The organism is Mesorhizobium sp. M7A.F.Ca.CA.003.01.2.1, from assembly GCF_003998945.1.
Lineage (GTDB): Bacteria > Pseudomonadota > Alphaproteobacteria > Rhizobiales > Rhizobiaceae > Mesorhizobium > Mesorhizobium ciceri.
The window spans coordinates 1-4,303 of sequence record NZ_RZRA01000470.1; the positions used below are offsets into that span (position 1 = coordinate 1).

Here is a 4,303-nt window from a genome sequence, read left to right on the forward strand (position 1 = left end):
TGGTTGAGCACGCCGACCTTGTCACCCATCGACATCGCCTCGATCTGATCGTGGGTGACGAACAGGAAGGTGGCGCCGAGCTGTATCTGCAGGTTCTTCAGTTCAGTCCGCAGCGCCTCGCGCAGCTTGGCGTCGAGCGCAGACAGCGGCTCGTCCATCAGGAACACACGCGGCTTGCGCACGATGGCGCGGCCGATCGAGACGCGCTGCATCTCGCCGCCGGACAGCCGATCCGTCTTGCGGTCGAGCAGATGCTCGATCCGCAGCGTACGGGCGGCACGGTCGACACGGTCCTTGATCTCGGCGTCGGGCAGCCGGCGAATTTTCGGCTTCAGCGGGAATTCGAGATTTTCGCGCACCGTGTAGCGCGGATAGAGCGAATATTGCTGCAGCACCAGCGCCACGTCACGCTCGGCCGCACCCCAGTCGGCAACGTCGACGCCGTCGATGAAGACCTGGCCTTCGCTGGGCTTCTCCAGGCCGGCGATAAGCCGCAGCGTCGTCGTCTTGCCGGCGCCCGTCTCGCCCAGCAGCACGAAGAACTCGCCATCGGCAATATCGAGATCGAGCCCGGTGAGCGCCGTGTGGTTGCCGAAGGTCTTCGAGATGTTCTTGAGCTGGATATGGGCCATCAGAGTCTCACCTCAAGCGACTTGCCGCTTGCCTTGTCGAAGAAATGCGCCTGGGTCGGGTCGATCCTGGCGAAGACCCTTTCACCGGGTCCGGCAACGAAGCCGCTCTTGGTGCGGGCCCGCAGCAACTCGGTTCCGACCTTGAGATCGACGATGTCGAAGGAGCCGAGCGGCTCGACGATATGTGTGTCGACAGGCACGAAGCCCTCGGTCGCCTCGCGCCGGATGAGCACGCCTTCCGGCCGTATGCCAAGCGCCAACTGGCCGCCGGCATGGCCGTTGAGCTTCGACAGCAGGGCTCGCGGGAACTCGAAGCCGGCGGCGGCTCCACCGACCGTCACCGAAACCGAGGACGTCGTCTCGGCCACCGCCGCATCGGTGACATTCATCACCGGGCTGCCGACGAATTGCGCCACGAACAGATTTGCCGGCTGCGAATAGACCTCGTCGGGCGTGCCGACCTGCTGCAAGACGCCTGCGTGCATGATGACGATGCGGTCGGCCAGGCTCATGGCCTCGATCTGGTCGTGCGTGACATAGATGGTGGTCGAGCCCTGCTTGATGTGCAGCCGCTTGATTTCCGCGCGCATCTCCTCGCGCAGCTTGGCGTCGAGCGCGCCGATCGGCTCATCCATCAGCATGGCTTTCGGCCGCCGCACCAGAGCGCGGCCAATGGCGACGCGCTGCATGTCGCCACCCGAGAGCGCCGACGGCTTCTTGTCCAGCAGGTCGGTGATCTGCAGCGTCTTGGCGACGGAGCGCACCTCGCTGTCGATCTCCGTCTTGCTCTTGCGCGTGGCACGCAAGGGGAAGGCGATGTTCTCGTAGACGCTCATATGCGGATAGAGCGAGAACGACTGGAACACCATGGCGATGTCGCGATCGGCGGCCTTCAAATGCTGCACCGGCTTGCCGTCGATGAAGATGTCGCCCTCGTCGATGGTTTCCAGCCCGGCGATGGCGCGCAGCGTCGTCGTCTTGCCGCAGCCCGATTGGCCGAGCAGCACGATGAACTCGTTGTCGGCGATCTTGAGGTTCAGGTCCTTGATGACCTGGACGGCGCCGAAGAATTTCTGGACGCCGCGAAGCTCGATCTGGGTCAATGCTGTGCTCCCGGATTGCGCACCTGGCCGGTGCCGGCCTTCTCCTCGGGCGCGATCTTGGAGGTTACGTTGAAGCCGACGAGCCCGATCAGGATGATGGTCAGGCCATAGCTGTGCAGCAGCATGTTCCAGGGCTGGCAGAGCGCGACGATGCCGAGCACCATCAATATCTGCGACCCAGGTTCAAGGTATTTCTGGTTGAAGGCGCGAAAACTCATTTGCGGATCGCTCCGAAGGACATGCCGCGCAGCAGATGATTGCGAAGCAGGAAGGTGAAGATGGCGACCGGCAGCAGGAACAGGAAGGTTCCGGAGGCGATCACCGTCCAGTCCGGCAGGCCCGAACCGACCTGGCTCGGGATGAAGGGAGGCGCGGTCTGGGCGCGGCGGTTGGTCATGATCAGCGCAAAGGCGTATTCGTTCCATGCGGTGATGAAACAGAACACGGCGGTGGCGGCGATGCCCGTGGCGGCCTCCGGCAGCACGATCTTGAAGAACGCCTCCATGCGCGTGTAGCCGTCGACAAGCGCGGCCTCCTCATATTCCTTCGGAATCTCGTCCATGAAACCCTTCATCAGCCACACGGAGAAGGACAGGTTGAAGGCGGTGTAGAGAATGATCAGGCCCAGATGCGTATCGTTGAGCCCGACTGCCCGGTACATCAGGAACATCGGGATGGCGACCACCACCGCCGGCAACATGCGCGTCGACAGGATGAAGAAGAGCAGGTCCGCTTCCCCCTTCACCTTGAAGCGCGAGAAGCCATAGGCGGTGAATGTCCCCATGCCGACCGCCAACACCGTCGAGGTGATGGCGATGATGAGCGAGTTCAGGAAGCGGCTCGGATATCCCGACCATTGCACCTGGCCCTTGCCGTCGCGCACGATCTTCTCGCCGCCGTCGAACACGACGCGCTCCCACCACGGGGCGGCGGCATATTCTTCGGCCGACGGCGGGCTGCGCAACTGTGAGCGCTTTGTGAAAAGTTTGACGAAAGGCGAGATGGTCGGCTCGAACATCACCGTCGGCGGGATCGTCGTGGCCAGGTTGCGTGGCTTGAACGAGGTCGCCACGATCCAGTAGATCGGCGCCAGGAAGATGATCGTCACCAAAAGGACGGCGACAATAGCGACCTTGTTGAGCGCCCGTTCACCCGAAGTCTGGACGGCCGCCATCTCAGCGCTCCTTAACTTTGTTGAGGTATTTCACATAGATGTTGGTGATCGCCAGCACCATGATCAGCACGATATAGGCAAGCGCGCAGGAGCGCCCCGTCTGCCATTCCTGGAAAGCCATCTTGTAGAGACGGATGGAAATCACCTCCGTGCTCGGCTGCGTCGACAGCACATAAGCAAGATCGAAAGTCTTGAAGGCTTCCATGGTGCGGAAGATGACCGCGATCATCAGGATCGGCGCGACCAGCGGCAGCGTGATGCGGAAGAAGGTATAGAACGGCCCGGCGCGGTCGATCGCGGCAGCTTCGTAAAGATGCTTCGGCACCGCCGAAAGCCCGGCGAGCGACAACAGCATGACGAAGGGCGACCACATCCAGATGTCCGTGAACGCGACCGCGTAGAGCGCCATCTTCGGGTCGCCGAGCCATTGGAATTTGCCGAGGTCGAGCACGTAGTTGATGACACCCCAGGACGGATCGTAGAGCAGCTTCCAGAACAGGCCGACCACCGCCATCGAGAGCATCATCGGCAAGAGCAGCAATGTCGTGATCAGGCCCTTGAGCGGAATGGTGCGATTGAGCAGCATTGCCGTTCCAAAGCCGACGACAACCTGACCGACGACCGAGACGATGACGTATTTCGCGGTCACCGCGAAATTGTTCCAGATATAAGGGTCGCTGAGGAGCTCGCGATAGTTCTTCAGTCCGACGAAATTGGCCGGCGCATTGGTCGATGCGCGGAAGTCGGTGAAGGAATAGCCGAGCGAATAGATCAGCGGAAAGATGTTGAAGACGATCAGGAACACGATCGTCGGGATGATGAAGAGGTTGCGTATCGAAATGTCGCTGAGGCCGCGAGAGGCGGCTCTGGAGGAGGTATTCAGCGGTGTGATCATTGTGGTCGCCAAGACCTGCTCCCATTCCTGAAAAAGAAAACGGAGGAGGCGCAGGCCTCCTCCGCACTACATGTCGGTTATTGGCCGCGGCCGTATTTCTTGAACGTGGCGTCCCAATCCTTCGCCAGCGCATCCAGCATTTCCTTGGCCGTACCATCGCCGTTTACGATGTACGGATAGACACGCTGGTTGAGCTGCTGCAGCAGTTCCGCATACTCCGGCACCGCCCAGAAGTCCTTGACCTTGAACATCGTGTCGTAGAAGGCCTTGTTGTAGGGCGTGGCGTTCTGGAACTCGGCCGATTCCAGCACGGCCTTGTTGCAGGTGTAGCCGCCGAGGGCCGCCCACTTCTTCTGCGTATCGTCCTGGATGAACCACTTCAGGAATTTCATCGCCTCTTCCTTGTTGTTGGAATAGGAGACGACGGAAATGCCCTGGCCGCCGAGCGCGGCGAACTGCTCGCCACCTGGACCTGCCGGGTTGGCGAAGAAGCCGGTGT

Annotated in this window: 6 protein-coding genes; all 6 read right to left on the minus strand. The window is 61.3% G+C overall.

Annotation, left to right across the window (positions count from 1 at the left end; genetic code table 11):
* The coding region (locus EN969_RS18935; RefSeq protein ID WP_164758343.1) for a sugar ABC transporter ATP-binding protein at window positions 1–632 on the minus strand (632 nt) is incomplete at its 3' end.
* A complete protein-coding gene (locus tag EN969_RS18940) occupies window positions 632–1,735 on the minus strand; it encodes an ABC transporter ATP-binding protein (RefSeq protein WP_063169050.1) in 1,104 nt (367 codons plus the stop codon). The genes EN969_RS18935 and EN969_RS18940, both read right to left, overlap by 1 nt.
* Window positions 1,732–1,953, minus strand: coding sequence for a hypothetical protein (locus tag EN969_RS18945; RefSeq protein WP_013529497.1), 222 nt, complete (start codon window positions 1,951–1,953; stop codon window positions 1,732–1,734). The genes EN969_RS18940 and EN969_RS18945 overlap by 4 nt, the downstream gene beginning before the upstream one ends.
* The gene (locus EN969_RS18950) at window positions 1,950–2,909 is read right to left on the minus strand and encodes a carbohydrate ABC transporter permease (RefSeq protein WP_013529496.1); all 960 of its coding nucleotides are present in this window, start codon (window positions 2,907–2,909) and stop codon (window positions 1,950–1,952) included. The genes EN969_RS18945 and EN969_RS18950 overlap by 4 nt, the downstream gene beginning before the upstream one ends.
* A 1-nt stretch (window position 2,910) precedes the next feature.
* Window positions 2,911–3,816: a sugar ABC transporter permease gene (locus tag EN969_RS18955; RefSeq protein WP_013529495.1), complete on the minus strand. Its 906-nt coding sequence runs from the start codon at window positions 3,814–3,816 to the stop codon at window positions 2,911–2,913.
* A 65-nt stretch (window positions 3,817–3,881) separates the two neighbouring features.
* Window positions 3,882–4,303: extracellular solute-binding protein (locus tag EN969_RS18960; protein ID WP_127419310.1), on the minus strand; the 422-nt coding region annotated here is incomplete at its 5' end.